This is a genomic window from Alteromonas sp. Mac1 (assembly GCF_001562125.1).
In the GTDB taxonomy this organism is placed as follows: Bacteria; Pseudomonadota; Gammaproteobacteria; order Enterobacterales; family Alteromonadaceae; genus Alteromonas; species Alteromonas stellipolaris.
Map to the genome: position 1 here is coordinate 4,403,205 of NZ_CP013932.1, position 16,712 is coordinate 4,419,916.

Genomic DNA, 16,712 nt, shown 5'->3' on the forward strand with positions numbered 1-16,712 from the left:
TTTTATTTAATATGAACATGTTCATGGTGATGCGGGTGAACATGCAAGTTGTCACTGTCATCACGACAAGGCTCACCAGGCAATTCAAATTCGATGGTAGTGTGGGCCAAATTAAACGGCGCTAGTCGGTCTGATACATCTTGCTTTAACGTTCTAAGTTTAGTGTTATCAATACTGCAATTAATTACCACGTGCGCTGTTAACACATGCTGTTCGCCATCAAGAGACCAAAAGTGAACATGATGCAGTTCTTCAACGTGTTCCATACTTAATAAAACATCAGAAATGGCCTGCTTTTGGGTATCATCTGGCGAGCCTTGTAAAAACAACTTCATGGTTTGCACTACGTATCGCAAAACGTTAAACAAGATAAATAGCGTAAACAGAATAGATAAGATTGGATCGAGAATAGGCCAATGTACAAAATGTAAAACAATAGCCACAATAAGTACCGCTACCCAGCCCATGGTGTCTTCAATGAGGTGCCAGTTAAGCACCTTTTCATTCATTGAATGGCCGCCACTTAGCTTATAAGCCGCAAAGCCGTTTACGATAATGCCCATTACTGCCAAGCCCATCATGCCCTCTGTCATCGGCATTTCAGGGTTTGCCAACCGAGGGATCGCCTCAGATAATATCCACGCCGAACCAGCAACAAGAATAAGCCCATTGATCATAGCGCCCAAAAGGCTTAACCGCTTAAAGCCATAAGAATATTTATCGGTAGCCGATTTCTGACCAAGCTTACTTAAGTACCACGCAAGGCCAATTGATAGGGTATCGCCCAAATCGTGAACCGCATCAGCCATAATAGCGACACTGTTAGTTAGCACCCCCCCGATAAATTCAATAATGGTGAAGCAGAAGTTTAACCAGAATGCCCAACCTATGCGGCTACTGTCGGTTTCTGCATGGCTATGTTCGTGCCCATGACCATGAGAATGCCCGTGAGAATGGTGGTGCATGATGTGTCACTCCTTTAATTGCATGTCCACTGCATACTGAAATTATAAACCGCTTCCATGAAAACACGATGTTAGTAAAAACACTTGGTTTAAAGTCAACTTAGTGGCGCGATAATAGGTTTTTATAAACATTCAAGACAGTAATAAAATGCAAAAAAACGCCTATCTACCCGACCCAAGCAATATTTTTTTTAAAAAAATTTGAAAATTATAAAATTTATGCTTGTATACAAAAGTATAACTTTAAAAAGTGCCTTAAAAAAAACTTAAATATAATCAACACGTTGAACATCTGATTTTTTTCATCTCTATAATAGTTATTAAATTCAATAAGTAAGCATAAGGTTTAACGCCTTTTAAAAGGGTAAAGACTGTGGTTATATATTTTCGCTGTCAATTGAGTACTGATAAAAGCTTCCCAGCAACTCACTGATTTTAGAACAATTGTAAAATAATTCGTTAGGCAGCCCCGACTAAAGGTATGAGAGGAAACAAAATGAAAAAAAGAATAATGACAATAGCGCTACTTTCTACTATCTCTGCGTCAACACTTGCAGCAAGTGAAACATTTCAAGCGAATGTAGACGCGATGTCCGATGCTACTATTGCAGAGACAGCAACACTTCACTTCGGTGCAATGCAGCCAACCGTAGGCTCTGTGTGTACCATGGATAATGCGGGCGCGGTAACGGGCGATTGCGATGTTTCTAATGCAAACATTGCTATTGGTCTAATTACGGTTTCAGGCTTAGCTTCAAATGTTCCTGTGAATGTCACAGTGACAGGTGCATCTGGTACTAATGTTACTTTTGAAGCGAACTACGACATCAATGCAGCTGTGGCAACACACGACAATATCGCAGACGGCACATTGACTGCGGTTACTACAGACGCATCAGGTACAGATCTTACTATCGATGTATATGGTGACATGACGGTTGATTCGGCGTTAACGCCAGGCGACTCTTATACCGCTAACTATGTAGTTGACGTTACGTTCCAGTAATCGTTTGAGGCGAGCCAACTGCGTTCGCCTATTCTTTTCTATACTCGAAATCAAAAGTAAATATGATACTGATACGGCTGTTAACACCTATTCGTCTTTCTGTTTTTCTTGTTATCTCTGCTGCGCTATTTTTTTCCAATGTTGCCAATGCAGATGTTTCGTTATCTAAATTTCGCATTTATTTTGATTCTAAATCCCGCTCAGACTCCATCCAAATACGTAATACAAGCTCAACGCCAATGTCTTATCAGGCAGAGTTATCTATTAATGCAATGACTGAAGAGGGGTTAGTATACGCGGTCACAGAAGATCCGCTTACTGCATCGACTTTTATTAGATATTCACCGAAACGTGGAAATATTCTACCCGGAGAGCGTCAAGCGCTGCGCTTCGCATTAAGAAAGCCTGCTGGACTTGTTGACGGTGAGTACCGAGCTAACCTTCGTTTAGTCACAGAAATAGCGCCTAGTACGAACGGGAATGTAAACCTTGCCAGCAAACTTGCATACAATATTCCGATTATAGTGCGTCATGGACGCATTACCGCTGAAGCTTCAATGGTGAATCCATCCACTATTATTTACAACGGAAAACCACACGTACAAGTTTGGTTAAAACGTTCGGGCAATCGTTCACTGTTTGGAAACTTCATCATTGAAGATGCTGAAGGGGAAGAAGTTGGTGTACTGAATAACGTAGCAGTCTATCGCCCACTTGAACGTCGAAAAGTACTGATCCCCCTGCAAAACGCAAAAAAAGGGCCTGTTGTTATTCGGTTTACTGAAATTGATAAATTCGGTGGCGACATAGCGCTATCTATTGATCACGTTATAAAATAGTAACCCGCTAACGCGTCATGAGGATACTATCCTTAACCTTCTTGTGTCTTACTGTGTTCGTCTCATGGGCTGAGCCCTGTCCTCCCATTTCTTCAACGGCTCGGGTGGCTTTAGATGAAGATCAGTTATTGATTAGTGTGTTACGCGTTAACGGCCGCCCCCTATGGGACGGCTTTGACGTTTACCCTGTTGGTGAACGATACCTCGTCCCTGCTTCTTTGTTTGCCGATGCACTCTCCCTAGATTGGGAAATATCAATGGCTCAAGGGACTATACAATCACCAGGTAGTAGTGATTTCTGCAGCTTCAATTATGCATTTAATCAAACATTGCCCACGCTGGATAATACACCTCCTGATGCGTTTCTTTGGGCAGCCGATGAATTCGATATTTATATCGATACACGCATGATTGCTACCTTATTGCAGATTGAACAACAATTTAACTATACGTTGCTTCAGCTTAACCTCACAGGCCGGCTTCCCTTAAATTCATCTTCAAACACAAGCGCTGATAATCCGCCTATTCATTTTAAGCCTAACGTAGTGCCTGTAAGTAAAGTTGTTGAAGATCGATATCAATTTTTCACATCGCCACTGGTGACTTACCGTTTATCACAACAAGATAGCGCCACCAGCGATAGTCGCTTTTCCGCTAATATAAATGCAGGGTTCGATTTCTTATATCATTCAGCAAACCTTCGCGTAAGTAGAGTTGATGACACGAGTATCCATTACCTGCGGTTTGGCAAAACCTTAAACGAAAACGAAAACGACACTAACAACGCCTTAAACAGTTTTGCCTATGAATTTGGCGATATACAGCTGCAAAGAGATGAACTTGTTACACGCTCTGGGCAGTCACTCGGCTTGATTGTACATAATGGGGATACGCGGCAGCGACGCAGTTTTTCAAGCACTAGCATTGAAGAATTCGTATTACCTGGCTGGCGAGTGCAGCTCTTCAGAAATGGGCAATTTATCGACGAGCAATTTAGTAACGAGGAGAACAAGGTACTTTTCGAAGATATAGAAACCTTCTATGGGGCAAACTTATTTGAGTTGAAATTATATGGGCCTGAAGGTCAGCAAGAGGTTAGAACTAAAACCGTCAATGTGGGTAATAATCAGCTAAGACAGGGCAAGTTCGATTTTTTATTTGGGCTTACCGATAATCAATTTCGCTTACTTGATGGTCAAGTATCTACAACGGGGATTGGAAAAGCCACTGTCGCTAGGCTCGGCTACGGTCTTACCGATAGCGCTACCTTATCTGCTAGCGTTCAACGCCTTTGGCTGGAAGATGAAATTGCCTCGTATGTCACTGCCGGTATCAATACCCAACTTTTCGGCTCGGCGCTCAAATTTGAGGTATCAGATCAGGATACTGGCGGTTACGGTATGTTTTTAGGCTGGAACGGTCGGTTCAGCAACAACCTCAACATGAACTTTGCTACCCGTTACTTCAACAACTTTTATAGTGATGCATACTCACAAGATGATGATATTAAGCACATTTCCTCGTTACGTTTGAACGGAAAAACTGAATGGCTGGGCCGCTTCGGCTGGAATGCCAGTATGACCCACAGAGCCTATGAATTCGATGACCCCCAAAGTGCGCTAAGCGTAAATGTAAATGACAACTTTCTGGGTGGGACGTTTGCTTCAGGGTTCAGCGTCTCTAACAACAGTAATGCTGCGGTCACTGGCCGATTGTATTACGCCAAAGACGTTAATGGGTGGAACCTTTCTAGTGCGTGGAACTTTATTCCTTCAGACCGCTTTTCAACTGATAATTTCTATGTGTCGATGCGATGGCCGCAATCGCTTTCCCAACATCGCGAAACTCGCTTACGTTATAGAAACGACACTGACAATGCCTTAGAAATTAGACACCAACACAACTGGCGCTTTGAGTCCTTGAATATTGGATTGGCAGCTAGCGTCATGGAGGGGGGGGACTGGTCAGTAAACCTTTCTTTAACCGGCAATACCAATGTTAACCCTTATACACAGAGTTTGAATTTTGAACGTTCGGCGGGTGCCACTGCTGGGCGTATAGATGCTTTTGCCTTCCTTGACGATAATCGAAATTTACGCAAAGACCCTAACGAAATGCCTATCGAAGGCGTCACGTTTACTGGAAGCTCACTATGGCGTGATAAAAGTACCGACACAAATGGAATGGTCAGGCTCAATACGGGAGCCAGAACACAAAACCTCACCTTAAAACCTGATTCGCTTCCTGACCCCTATATGTTGCCAGCCTCTGGCAAAGTACAAGTACTGACCCACGCAGGCGGGGTTAATGAAACTCAATTCCCAGTACATACCTTTAATGATGTTGAAGGAACCATTTATCTAGTAGGTGATTCGTCTAGCCGTGGCGCAGCTTATGTCGACATAGCGCTTATCGACAATACTGAACAAATAGTGGTTAAAACGCGAACAGAGAGTGATGGCTATTTCTATGTTAATGCTGTTCCTCCAGGGGAGTACCGCATTGAAATAGATGAGGACTACCTCATTCAGCAAGGCTTAACTATTCAATCCAGCACCCTTGCTTTTACAGCCCCAGCACAAGGCGATTCCGTTTTTATAGATGATATTTTGCTTGCGCGAGAAACCTCTTCTTCCAACGGAAACCTTGCGGCCAACGCTGCAACCATTGAGCCTGTTTCAAGCCCCGACTCCGCCCACAAATATGAAATACAAATTGGTATATTCAGGCATTCTCGCTCCATTTTTGAAGTGATGAAGCATTTACCCATCGCCCCTGAGTCAATTCAATTTCATCGCAATCATAGCGCCGCATTAACTTATGTAACAGTAGGAAGATTTGACCTATTTAGTGAAGCAAAAATGATATTACAAAAACTCAATCAACACCCCGCCTTTAGTCACGCATTCATAAGTCCATCAGCGCGATATACAGGCGCGCATTGGCGTTTAGAATCAATACTAGAGGATATACAAGAACTCATCAGGCACTCACTTCATCAAATAGAATCAAGTTCCGCCGAACGCCTTTGTCAGCTTGCCGCCTATCAAGCACTTAGCTCAATTAATCCAACCATTTTTATTAAGCATCCTGAACTAATGCTTTTGCCTAATAACAACGAATCTCCTTCGTTCTACCGCCTTATTGCTCCCGCTGCTACTTCAGTTTGTGATGATGATTATTACGATGCTAAATACCGTAGCGGCCCGTTTTCTGTCACCCGTGAAAGCTTACTAACAAAACAATAGAGGCTATTATTGAAGCCGCTATCTTGCACGTATTCCACCTTCTATTAGAAAGACAAAAACGCATTTCAACACTTAATGCTTCATAAAGTATCAAAGGCGCGTTAAGCACTGGCATGGACTACCTTCGCATTATGGTTTCATGGCGCAATATAGGTAATAAATTTCTGCCATTAACCTTCCGACTAATCAATTAACATTTTATTTTTATTCACCAGAATACAAGGTTAATTTTTTGTATTAATTACAGCAATTTTGCTTTTATAAAAATAAAAACTATATTTTACAGCTAGTTGAAATAACACGTTGCATAGTCACACCCGCACCAAGTAAACCAAATGTTAAAAATATCAAAGAGTGTTGTTGATCTTTCAATTAACGTGCATTAATCTTATGTAAGCGCTTTCAAACAGAAAAATAACAAGCTCAAATGGAAGCGCTTACAAAACATAACTCGACGTGGCCAACGCGGCGTTTTAGATAACCATTTACTTAGCATTAGGGCTGAAGATAATGACTAAAAATGTAACTCAACTTTCTCGGATTGCTGCCGCGTTAACGGTCACAACTTTGGTTGGCTGTGGCGGTGGAGCAACCACTTCTACAGATATAGACGCCATTGACACTAGCGCCCCTGCCACAGGGTGGGAACTAGTGTGGAGCGACGAATTTGAAGACGCGACCATTAACGATAATAACTGGACTCACGAGGTTAACTGCGATGGCGGTGGCAACAACGAGGCTCAGTGCTATACCGATAGCGACGAAAACGCATTCATTAGTGATGGTGCATTAAGCATTGTTGCATTGCCCGCTGAAGAGGGTGCACAAAAGCCTTATACCTCAGCCCGCTTAATTACTCGTTACAAAGCAGACTTTAAATATGGCCGCATTGAAATGCGCGCTAAAATGCCTTCGGGTCAAGGCAGTTGGCCAGCATTTTGGATGATGCCTACCGACGAAGTGTATGGTGGCTGGCCCCGTTCTGGTGAAATTGATATTTTTGAAGCGGTTAACCTTAAAGCTGCCGATGCAGATGGCAATCCTGAAGCGCATATCTACGGCACCTTGCATTATGGTCAAGAATGGCCAAACAACGATAGCTCAGGCCAAGCCTATTCGCTGCCTGATGGCGCAAACCCCGCAGATGACTTTCATACCTACGCGATAGAATGGCAAGAAGGTGAAATTCGTTGGTATATGGACGATTACTTGTATGCCACTCAGCGTCGCTCTGAAGTACGTTATAACAGTAATGGCGAAGCTACAGGCTTGTCACATCGTGGTTGGTACACCGAGTACTTCGAACAAGGTACTGGTGAGCTAGTTACCCACTGGGATAACGCACCATACGATCAAGAGTTCTACCTCATTCTAAACCTAGCAGTAGGTGGAAACTGGCCTGAAGCGGTAAACGAAACGGGCATTGATGCCAGTGCATTTGAAAATGGCCAAAGCTTTGATATCGACTATGTTCGGGTTTACGAATGTGCCTCAAACCCAGATACAGGCGCAGGATGTGAAACCGTTCGCCCGGGCTACGACTCGCTAGACGATGCATTGGTAGAAGGAGCTGCCCCTATTCCTTCGCCGCCTTCAACAGGCATTGCAGAAAATCTTACTATTTTTGACGGCACCACTAACCCTAATTGGCCGGCATGGGATTGCTGCGGTGGTTCAACTCCTGCACTAGTGGAAGATAGTGCTGAAGGTCAGGTATATGAATTCAGCTTTGGTGCAGAACCTACTGTGATGGGCTTTATTAGCCGCGAGCTATTTATTACCGACCCCGCAGGTCAAGCATCCCCTTTCGATGCCTCACCTATGGAAGAAAACGGTAGCGTAAAATTCGACCTGAAGATGATGTCAGCGCCTAACGATACAGCCGCGAATTGGTCGTTTAAAATAGAAAGTAGCGAAGGCACTACTGCAGCTACATTGCCGCTAGCGGATGGCTATGTAGGTCCTAATGATACGGCTGGCGATACCCCTGAGCAAGGCGTATGGGAGTCATATGAGTTTCCATTAAGTGCACTAGCAGATGCGGGACTAGATACCAGCGCTATTGACGTAATTATGGTATTCCCCGATTGGGGTGCAGGCGATGGCGCCGTTTATCGTTTAGCAAATGTTGAAATTTCGCAAGAGTCTGCCTATCCAGAATTGGTGATATTCGAAGATGAAATGAACCCTGATTGGCCAATGTGGGATTGCTGTGGCGGTTCAACTCCTACCGAAGAAATCGACAATGAAGAACATGGTTTAACCGCCGAGTTCCGTATTGGCGCAGAACCTACTGTTATGGGCTTTATTACCCGTTCAGCTTCAGGCGGTGGCGACACGCCATTTGACGCATCTGCTTTAGCAGATGGCGGATTGCTACAATTCGATATGCGCGTTGTTAGCATGCCGAACAACGCAAGTGCCGATTGGTTATTTAAGATTGAGTCTAGTGACGGTGCCACTGCGGTTGAGTTACCTATCTCTGACAGCGTTGAAGGACAAGTGCCCGCTGCCGGTGAATGGCAAACTTACACCTTCCCTATTGCTGATTTACAAGCTGCTGGCCTAGACCTAAGCGCCATTGATGTAATTATGGTGTTCCCTGCGTGGGGCGCAGGTGAAGGTGCAGTTTATCGCCTAGATAACGTGAAATTTTACCACCCAGATGGCGACACACCTGCGGCAACCGAGCTAACTCTGTTTGCCGATACAGCGGCTGATCAATGGTCTATTTGGGATTGCTGTGGCGGCTCTACGCCCACCGAAGAAGTCGATGATGCCGACCACGGCACAGTGGCTGAATTCCGTATTGGCGCAACACCTACTGTCATGGGCTTCCTTGCCGACGACGATGTTTACTTTGATGCCTCTTCGTTACTTTCAACAGGCGTAGTGCGCTTTGAAATGAAAGTAAGCTCGGCGCCTAACGATGCTTCCGCCCCTTGGTTATTTAAAATTGAGTCTGGCGATACATCAAGTGCTGTGGAGCTTCCAATTTCAGATAGCCTTGAAGGTGCTGATCCAGTCACTGGCGAATGGCAAACCTATACCTTCCCACTTCAAACATTGTATGACGCTGGCTTAGACATCAGCGCTATCGATGTTGTGATGGTATTCCCAGCATGGGGTGCCGGTGAAGGTGCGGTATATCGTATAGATAATGCTGAAATTGCAGCGCAATAGCAAAGCTTCTGCCGCTTGCACACTCAAGCGGCAGCAATAAATTGATAAAGATTTAGTAGGTCAATTATGAAAAATACAACATTTAAAAAGACCCAGCTCGCCACATCAATGGCTTTGTTGTTGGGTTCAACTTTGGCATTTTCCACTTATGCACAAGAAGTAGAAAGACCAGAAACTCAAACGTCAGAAACGGCTGCCTCAGACAACAGTGTACCGAGTGAAGTTGAAGTTATTCAAGTTAGCGGTATTCGTGGCAGTATGATTCGTTCAATGGACTTAAAGCGCAGTTCAAGCGGTGTTGTTGATGCTATATCGGCAGAGGAATTGGGGAAATTTCCTGACACCAACTTAGCAGAGTCGTTACAGCGTATTACCGGTGTGACTATCAGCCGTTCTAACGGTGAAGGTAGCCAAATTACCGTACGTGGTTTTGGCCCAGAATTTAACTTGGTGACACTTAACGGTCGTCAAATGCCAGGTACAGGTTTCACCCGCTCATTTAACTTAGAGAACTTGTCTTCTGAAGGGGTTAGTACCCTTGAGTTACACAAAACAGCACGTGCGGAAAACCCAAGTGGTGGATTAGGTGCGACGGTAAACATCATTACCATGAAGCCGCTTTCTCGTCCTGGTCAACAAGCCTCGTTTTCAGCGAAGGGCATTTACGATACCTCTAATGTTGAAGGCGATGATGTAACACCAGAAATTGCTGGTGTTTACAGCAATACCTTCGTTGACGATATGTTTGGTTTTGGGGTGTCTTTCTCTCATCAAGAACGCGATTTCCAGCAACAAGCCGCCAGCGTACAAGGTTGGGTTTTGCAAGAAAACGCAGACCTACCAGATTTAGATGCTGCTAACGTTGTAGATAACCGAACCAATATCACTGATGCTGCATTCTTTGCAAAAGACATGAATTACAGTATTAACGATGTACAGCGCGAACGCTCAAATGGTCAAGTTACTTTTCAATTCCGACCTGTCGATAATTTCACTGCAACCGTTGATTACACCGCTACCCGTGCCACTACTGGTACAAATACGGTTGGCTGGGGTATTTGGAATAACTTTGGCTCTAACATAAATGCCTATGAGTTAGATGCTAATGGTACCGCGATTTATGCTGATATTAGCGGCGACGATGCATCCTTTACTGCAAGCAGAAATACAACACGGGTTGATGCTCGCTCTTTGGGTATAAATTTAGATTGGGAATTAAATGACGACTGGTTTTTCACCCTTGATTACCACGACTCGTACAACGAAACAGACAATGGTTATGATGAAGGGCTAGGTAGTGCAGGCCAAGTTATTTTGGGTTCTGATCAGCTTATTTCTAAGGTATATGATTACCGTGAGGGCGAAATTCCACAGGTTTACGTTAACTGGAATAACGGCACCAACGAAATCAACCCAGGTGAAATTGATTCTAACTTCAGCCAGTTCATCTATTCTCCAGGCCGCTCTGACATTGAGCAGCTTCAATTAGATGGAACATGGTTCAACTCAGCCTTTGATATTCCATTGGTAAAAATTGATTTCGGTATTGCACGTACCGAGCAAACCCTAACAGGTTTTACGGCATGGAGTGGCTTGCGTGGCGGACCGGGCTTTAACCCTTCTTTCACCGAAATTTTTCCAGACGACATGTTTGTTAGAAACGATACTAGTGGCTTCCTAGATGCTTTCTCTGGTGGCGGCGCTAGCATGAACCCTGGCTATTATTACACCTTCGACCTTGATGAAGCTATTGCTCGTCAGCTCGCTTACCTTACCGCTGACGTGGTAGGTGAAAGCAATGCTTACTCGATTGACCCTTATTTTAGTGGCGACCCGTCAGTGAGTAATGTTGAAGAGACTACCGACTCTATTTATGTACAATCAGAGTGGGAATTCGAAGTTAGCGATTATTATGTTCAAGTGAACGCTGGCCTGCGCTATGAAGAAACGGAAGTACCTAGTGCTGCCGAAGTTCGCGTGCCAACACAGGTCAATTGGGTAGCGGCATCTGAGTGGATAACCCAATTTGAGGCTGACTTACAGCTTCAAGACTTCACGGGTGAGTACGATGTACTGTTACCGATGTTAGATATTAAAGTAGACGTGACCGACGACGTAGTCGCCCGTTTCTCTTGGGGTAAATCGATTACCCGTGCACCTATCGGTCTACTACAAGGCGGCCGTTCGTTCAGTGGAAGTCCTAAAATAGGTTCTCGTACGGCAACAGAAGGCAATACAAGCTTGAAGCCTTACGAATCAACTAACTTAGACCTTTCGTTTGAATGGTATTACGACGAAGCGAGTTACGCGTCTCTTGGTTTATTCAGAAAGTCAGTTAAGAACTATATTTCGTACTCAGCGTCGGAAGAAACCTTTGAAGGCTTAAATGATATTTACCAAGGCCCTCGTTGGAACGAAGCAGTATCAGCACTTGAAGCGGCAGGCGTGCAAGCCACTGACAGTGCTATCTATGGATACTTTGTAGATAACGGCTATGCTGATGCTGATGGGGTAGTTACCCCTAACGCCGATGACCCTTTAATTACTTGGCGTGTAACCAAACCTCGTAACCTAAGCGATACGCGCACAGTTGAAGGTATTGAGTTGGCAGTTCAACATACCTTCGGTGATACTGGCTTTGGTGTAGGTGCCAACGCGACGTTTGTAGATGGCGATGTGAAGTATGACCCTTACGATTTAAGCTCTGAGCAAAATCCACTTGTAGGTATTAGTGACTCAGCTAACTTCCAAGTCTTTTATGAAAAAGAAGGCTTATCTGTGAAGGTGACTTATGCATGGCGTTCTGACTACGTAGTGGGAATTGGTCAAGCGCAAGGGTCTGCAGATAACCCAGCCACCCAGTTCGATACTTATGGGCAGGTTGATGCCAGCGTGAACTACGATGTGAACGAAAACCTCACCGTGTTCCTTGAAGGCGTGAACATTAACGATGAAACTGAACAAGGTTACGGACGTTTTGAAGAACAGTTCTTATTTGCTCGTCAATATGGTCCTCGCTACACCTTTGGTGCGCGCTACACCTTCTGATGTTGTAGGCCCTATAACAGTAGTTAAGAGCCGTCGTTAAAAGCTGTACTTAGAAGCTAAAATTAAAACACTAGCTAGAAAAAATAAAAGCGGCGTAGAGTTAACCTCTACGCCGCTTTTTTGTAACTGCTTTTTCACGCTAGCGACTTCAAAGCCGACGTGTAAAACCTCGAAAGTGCTATTGCGCTGCTGGCAGTTGCTCTAACCTCAATCCTTTGGCAGTACGATGTGGGAAACCTTCCCAATACATATGTTCTACCTTCGGTTTTCCGTCGTCACCCATAGCCCACACGCCGTCATTTGATACCGGTACTAGGTCTAAATAAGCTTGCATACCACTATCATTTTTAAGGTATTTACCTAACCATGCGGTAACAAAGTGCTGTGCAATGTTATTCATACGAGCGTTATCCCACACCGCGTCGATATAGTGTGAGCTGACATCAAAACCTAGTGCTTCATCAAATACAAAAGACTCTTCAGGCGCTGGCATAACTGCACCTGCATTGTGGTTTGCGTTGTCGTAGGTTAGCAAGGTGCGATCTACGTTTTTTGCACCTTCCCAAATAGCGCGCACGCCGTTTTTATACCCTGACACATCATCTTGTGAGCCTGCAACAAGCATCATAGGAATAGCCACGCTGTCTAAATTAAACATGCGATAGTTCATGCCCCAAGGCGCAAAGCCAATGATGGTTTTAACACGAGAGTCGACCTTGTCTCTAATGCCAGTTTGATGGCGAGCTAAAGTACCAAATGGCGCACTCAGTTTACTATTTACCGCTTGTTCGGTAATGCCGGCTCCCGCGTTGATTACCGCACCGTAGCCACCCATAGAATAACCAATAATACCTGTGTTACTCGCATCGGCTAATTGATACAAAAATGAACCTTCATCTTTCGCCATGGTTTCAATTTGTGATAGCACGAAAAGCTGATCGACAGAGCGGTTCACTAACGTAGATGCAAAGGCCGCTTGTGTACGATAGGTAGAGTCGGTGTGGTCAATCGATACCACTACATAGCCTTTAGAAGCGATATTTTCCGCTAAATGCGCTAATAAAAAACGGTTACCGGGATATCCATGAGATACCAATACTAATGGAAAGGCTTTTTTCGTTTCTAAAGGCGCAGCATCTCTTACCGCTTTACCATGCAATTCAACCTGCTGTTTGCCATCGCGAATAAATGCGTTTAACACTGTATTGCCAGTACTACCCTGCTCTGCCGGATACCAAACCTCTAGAGTTAGTGGGCGGTCATAAGTAGGAAGTGGGTTTGGCTTAGCCTTAGTAGCATCAAGAGCAAGAATATCAATCTGCTTAGGGTTGACCACCTCAAGCTTGCGAACCCCAATAGCATACTCGCCATAGGCTGAAAGTGCTGGTGCATCAGAGCGTTGAGTATCAATTCTATTCTCTGCATAACTGCCTGTCGCACTACCTATGCATAACACAATACATAGGCCTTTAAACAAAATACTTTTACTAACACCCATACCTAACTTCCTTCCATACATTTTGATATTCCTAGTTAAATCAATAATTATGCTCACATAACTGTGACACTTTAGGGATAGCATTAAAAGCACATTAACCAAATTACCTATTAAATTTGGCCCACCCTACTTTTATGCCTCTACACCCCCTAAATTTACCGGTCTAATGCAAGACAAACCAGCAGCCTTATTGTTATAAACTTGTATAAATAAAACATATAACGACTATTCACGAACTAACAAAATCCACCAACAACAAACTTAAACCCATAAATAACATGAACTTAACCAAAACGAATTAAATTCAAACTGACTTTGCAGCCACTAAAGACTTAATTAACAAAAAGATTGCAATTGATTTACTTTTTGGTTAAATTTTGACTATCTTCTGTCTTATATAAGACAAATGAGCAAGACAAAAAGATAAACAGGCATTACGCGTTAACTACAACGTAAGCGAAATTGAAGAGAAGACCGTCGGACACACGGCAAATATAACTGGACTAAACCCATAAAAAAGAATTCGTGGAGAACACCATGTTACTAAGACCTAGCACACTACATTCAAGTATTACTCGGGCATTAGCCATTGGTACTTGTATGACCATTGGCTTTGCTGCCAGCGCACAAGAAGCAGAACCTGCTGAGCCTAAAGGGCTCGAAAAAATAACCGTTACCTCACAAAAGCGTGTAGAAAGCTTAAATGAAGTGCCGGTTGCGGTTTCTGTTTTACGCGAAGACCAAATTAACGCTGCATTTTCTAACAACATTGAAGGTCTACAAGCATTAGTACCATCGGTCAGTTTCCGAAAAGGTAACACCACTCGGAACTCCGCCATTACCGTTCGTGGTATTGGGACTATTTCATTTAGTGTGGCTGCTGAGCCGAGTGTCTCTACAGTAGTAGACGGCGTTGTGTTAGGTCGTTCAGGCCAAGCATTCGTAGATTTATACGACCTTGAACGCATTGAAGTATTGCGAGGCCCGCAGGGTACCTTGTTTGGTAAAAATGCGTCTGCCGGTGTGGTTAACATTACTACTAAACGCCCTTCTGATGAATTTGAAGGCACTGCGGAAGTATCCTTGTTTCAAGACAATGAATACCGTTTAAAAACCAGTGTATCTGGAGCGTTAAACGATAATGTAAACGGTAGCCTAACCGTACTTAAATCACAGTTCGACGGCTATATTAAAAACGTTTACAACAATGAAATGACCAACGGCTACGATAAAGAAGGCGTTCGTGCCATGCTTGATATCGAAGCGGGTAACGACACTGATGTTCTTTTCATCTTTGAAAACGTGAAATCTGATGACAGCTGTTGTGCCGATTTAGAACTTACACCAAGTAACCGTCACCCTGATTCTGAAGCACTACCTAACAGTACTGGTAATGGTGACTTAGATTTAGAACAGCGCCTTATTGATCATGACTTTGAAACGCGCACATTAGATGAAACCACAGGTTTCTCTGTTCAAGTTGACACCATGTTTGGTGACCATCAGTTCACTTCAATTACGGCTTACCGCGATTGGGACAATACAGAATTCCGTGAAGGTGACTTCACATCAACAGCAGGCACACGTCCTTTCCCTGTGTTTGGCGAACCGTTCCAGTTACATGATATTGGCGCACAAAACTGGAAACAAACCTCACAAGAATTCCGCATTGCATCGCCTGTGGGTGAGGCATTCGATTATCAAGTGGGGGCTTTCTGGTGGACCCAAAAATCTGAGCGTAACTTTACCCGTGATGCAAGTTGTCAAAATAACGATACCCAATTCCCTAAGGCTATCAGCGCATACTTAACCGACACCTTCGGCATTGCAGACCCAACTGACGATCAAGTGAATCAGTACATTGCTGATGAAGGCCTAAGCTGTAACTCAAACGATATTGTAAGCGCAACGGCTTACATGGAAACGCAGTTTGATAACTGGGCGTTATTCGCTGATGGTAAATACCATATTAATGACGATTTACGTCTACTATTCGGTATTCGTTATACTGATGACGAAGTAAGCTACTCACATAACCGCAGCAGTAATGACCAATACAGTCGTACTGGTGTAGGTGTACGTAGCTTCGATACAGACTACAGCGGTAAGACTGATGAAACAAATGTATCGGGCAAGTTGGGCGCGCAGTATGACTTAACCGACAACAGCATGACGTATTTTACCTTCTCACAAGGTTATAAAGGCCCTGCGTTTAACGTGTTCTACAACATGTCAGACAAAGATACCTTACCTATTGGTGAAGAAACATCAGATGCCTATGAGTTGGGGTATAAATACGCAGGCCGTAGCGTAATCTTTAACGCCGCTATCTTTAGGACTGATATTGACGGTTTCCAAGCAAATAACTCAGAGTTACTTGACTCAGTTACTATCACTCGCTTAACCAACGCAGGGTCGGTGACCACCCAAGGTTTCGAGTTTGACTTCATGTGGCAAGCAACAGATAACCTATCGTTAACTGGTGGTTTATCGAAAGTAGATGCTGAAGTAGATGAGTTCTTATGCCCAGTAACCGATACCGATACCGAGTGTACTGGTAGTTCAGGCGCTGATTTACCTTTCTCTCCAGACCTAAAATACTCTGTAACCGGTGAGTACATTTGGGAAATGGACAACATGGACATCATTTTAAACGGCTCGTACGTTTACACTGATGAAATGTTCGTGGGTGCACCTGGTGCATTTGCCGAAGAAAACGACCCGGCAGTATTACCTGACTACGCTATTGTGAATGCAAGCTTAGCGTTTTCGTTCCAAGATGATGACTACCGCATCAGCCTTATCGGTAAGAACTTAACTGACGAAAGCTATGTAACCACCTACAGCGGCGATAACTTCCGTTATCAAATCCCTCGTGATGCAGACCGTTACTTCGGTGTGCAGCTACGCGCTAAGTTCTAAAAA

At 44.0% G+C, this 16,712-nt stretch carries 8 protein-coding genes; 6 read left to right on the forward strand and 2 right to left on the reverse strand.

Annotated elements, in window-relative coordinates; translation table 11 throughout:
* Positions 1 to 2: 2 nt before the first annotated feature.
* The gene (locus AV939_RS18635) at positions 3 to 965 is read right to left on the reverse strand and encodes a cation diffusion facilitator family transporter (RefSeq protein WP_057795510.1); all 963 of its coding nucleotides are present in this window, start codon (positions 963 to 965) and stop codon (positions 3 to 5) included.
* A 496-nt stretch (positions 966 to 1,461) separates the two neighbouring features.
* On the opposite strand from AV939_RS18635, the gene AV939_RS18640 reads away from it, so the two are divergent.
* The 5 genes from AV939_RS18640 to AV939_RS18660 all read left to right on the forward strand — a co-directional run bounded on the left by AV939_RS18640 (position 1,462) and on the right by AV939_RS18660 (position 12,289).
* Positions 1,462 to 1,971 (forward strand): hypothetical protein, encoded by a 510-nt coding sequence (locus AV939_RS18640; protein WP_057795508.1) that lies wholly within the window; start codon positions 1,462 to 1,464, stop codon positions 1,969 to 1,971.
* Positions 1,972 to 2,033: 62 nt separating this feature from the next.
* Entirely contained in the window at positions 2,034 to 2,810 is a 777-nt protein-coding gene (locus tag AV939_RS18645) for a fimbrial biogenesis chaperone (RefSeq protein ID WP_061998015.1), read from the forward strand.
* Positions 2,811 to 2,863: 53 nt separating this feature from the next.
* Positions 2,864 to 6,058 carry a hypothetical protein gene (locus AV939_RS18650; RefSeq protein ID WP_156454653.1) on the forward strand — a complete coding sequence of 1,065 codons (3,195 nt, stop codon included), beginning with the start codon at positions 2,864 to 2,866 and terminating at the stop codon, positions 6,056 to 6,058.
* A 510-nt stretch (positions 6,059 to 6,568) separates the two neighbouring features.
* A complete protein-coding gene (locus AV939_RS18655; RefSeq protein WP_061998017.1) occupies positions 6,569 to 9,241 on the forward strand; it encodes a glycoside hydrolase family 16 protein in 2,673 nt (890 codons plus the stop codon).
* 66 nt (positions 9,242 to 9,307) lie between these two features.
* Positions 9,308 to 12,289 (forward strand): TonB-dependent receptor, encoded by a 2,982-nt coding sequence (locus tag AV939_RS18660; protein WP_061998018.1) that lies wholly within the window; start codon positions 9,308 to 9,310, stop codon positions 12,287 to 12,289.
* Between the two features lie 178 nt (positions 12,290 to 12,467).
* Here the strand turns inward: AV939_RS18660 and AV939_RS18665 are convergent, their stop codons facing one another.
* Positions 12,468 to 13,787 (reverse strand): alpha/beta hydrolase family protein, encoded by a 1,320-nt coding sequence (locus AV939_RS18665; RefSeq protein WP_061998019.1) that lies wholly within the window; start codon positions 13,785 to 13,787, stop codon positions 12,468 to 12,470.
* Positions 13,788 to 14,324: 537 nt separating this feature from the next.
* On the opposite strand from AV939_RS18665, the gene AV939_RS18670 reads away from it, so the two are divergent.
* Positions 14,325 to 16,709, forward strand: a complete 2,385-nt coding sequence (locus AV939_RS18670) for a TonB-dependent receptor (RefSeq protein ID WP_057795497.1) — start codon at positions 14,325 to 14,327, stop codon at positions 16,707 to 16,709.
* The last annotated feature ends 3 nt before the right edge of the window (positions 16,710 to 16,712 follow it).

What these genes read in the sequence shown, in the direction of transcription:
- AV939_RS18635 (WP_057795510.1), bottom strand. Translation starts at nt 965, where the DNA reads ATGCACCACCATTCTCACGGGCATTCTCATGGTCATGGGCACGAACAT.
- AV939_RS18640 (WP_057795508.1), top strand. Translation starts at nt 1,462, where the DNA reads ATGAAAAAAAGAATAATGACAATAGCGCTACTTTCTACTATCTCTGCG.
- AV939_RS18645 (WP_061998015.1), top strand. Translation starts at nt 2,034, where the DNA reads ATGATACTGATACGGCTGTTAACACCTATTCGTCTTTCTGTTTTTCTT.
- AV939_RS18655 (WP_061998017.1), top strand. Translation starts at nt 6,569, where the DNA reads ATGACTAAAAATGTAACTCAACTTTCTCGGATTGCTGCCGCGTTAACG.
- AV939_RS18660 (WP_061998018.1), top strand. Translation starts at nt 9,308, where the DNA reads ATGAAAAATACAACATTTAAAAAGACCCAGCTCGCCACATCAATGGCT.
- AV939_RS18665 (WP_061998019.1), bottom strand. Translation starts at nt 13,787, where the DNA reads ATGGGTGTTAGTAAAAGTATTTTGTTTAAAGGCCTATGTATTGTGTTA.
- AV939_RS18670 (WP_057795497.1), top strand. Translation starts at nt 14,325, where the DNA reads ATGTTACTAAGACCTAGCACACTACATTCAAGTATTACTCGGGCATTA.